Origin of the sequence: Streptomyces bambusae, from assembly GCF_019400985.1 — a bacterium.
Lineage (GTDB): Bacteria > Actinomycetota > Actinomycetes > Streptomycetales > Streptomycetaceae > Streptomyces > Streptomyces bambusae_A.
Map to the genome: position 1 here is coordinate 1 of NZ_WTFF01000662.1, position 1139 is coordinate 1139.

The window sequence follows — 1139 nt, forward strand, 5'->3', positions numbered from 1 at the left end:
CGAGTAGCGAGTCCCTCACCGGTTAGAACGTCGGCAGCGTCAGATGGTTATAAGGGTCAGGCCGCCGCCCCGGCCGGGGCGGGCTCGGGACCGGGGGGCTCGGGACCGGGAGGCTCGGGACCGGGGAGCTCGGGACCGGCCGGGGCGGAGCCGACCTCGCTGCCCGGGCTCTCGCAGCGGCTCACCGGCGACGAGTGCCGCAAGGCGTCGGACCGTACCGTCACCCGGATGCCGTGGCCGCAGGCGTACCTGCGCCCCGACACCGTCTGGCCGCTGTCCGAGGGCGCCGGGGTGACGGTGGCGGTGGTCGGCTCGGGCGTGGACGACGCCTCCGGGCTGCTGGCCGGCCGGCTGAGCCGTGCGCCGCGCCGGTTCGACGGCGGCCCGGCCGTGGACTGCGCCGGGCACGGCACCTTCACGGCGGGCCTGATCGCGGCCGCCCGCACCCCCGGGACCGGGTTCGCGGGGATCGCCCCGCGCGCCCGGATCCTGGACGTCCCGGTCACCGACCGGCGCGGGAACACCACGCCCGATCTGCTCGGCGCGGGCATCCGGGTGGCCGCCGACGGCGGCGCCCGCGTCATCGCCGTGATGGCGGTGGCGGGCTCGGACAGCCAGGCGCTGGCGGACGCCGTCCGGTACGCCGTGTCCAAGGGCGCGGTCGTGATCGCCCCGGCCGGTCCCGACGGGGACAACGGGGGCAGCGCGTACCCGGCGGCCCATCCGCAGGTGCTGTCGGTCGCGGCGACGGGCCCGGGCGGGGCCGCGGCCCGGCAGACGCCCGGGGGCCGGGTGGACCTGACGGCGCCGGGCGAGGCGGTGATGGGTCCGGGGCCGGGCGGCAAGGGCCAGTTCACGGCCTCCGGGCCGAGCTACGCCGCCGCACTGGTGGCCGGCACCGCGGCCCTGGCCCTCGGCTACCGGCCGGACCTCAGCGGCGAGGCGCTCGCGCACCGGCTGCGGGCCACCGCGTCGGGGCCGGGCGCGGAGGACCCGGTGGCCGCCGTCACGGCGGGGCCTCCCGAGGGGGAGAGGGGGGGGGGCACCGCCCCTCCCACCCCCGGCCGCGGGGCCGGGTTCCGGCGGCTTCTTTAAACACCCTCGCACACCACGGAACGGGGACGGGCACGGATAGCAGC

Annotated in this window: 1 protein-coding gene; it reads left to right on the forward strand. The window is 79.1% G+C overall.

The features are described 5' to 3' along the window. The first annotated feature begins 228 nt into the window (after positions 1 to 228). Positions 229 to 1095 carry a S8 family serine peptidase gene (locus tag GPJ59_RS36400; RefSeq protein WP_219672376.1) on the forward strand — a complete coding sequence of 289 codons (867 nt, stop codon included), beginning with the start codon at positions 229 to 231 and terminating at the stop codon, positions 1093 to 1095. Positions 1096 to 1139 lie beyond the last annotated feature (44 nt).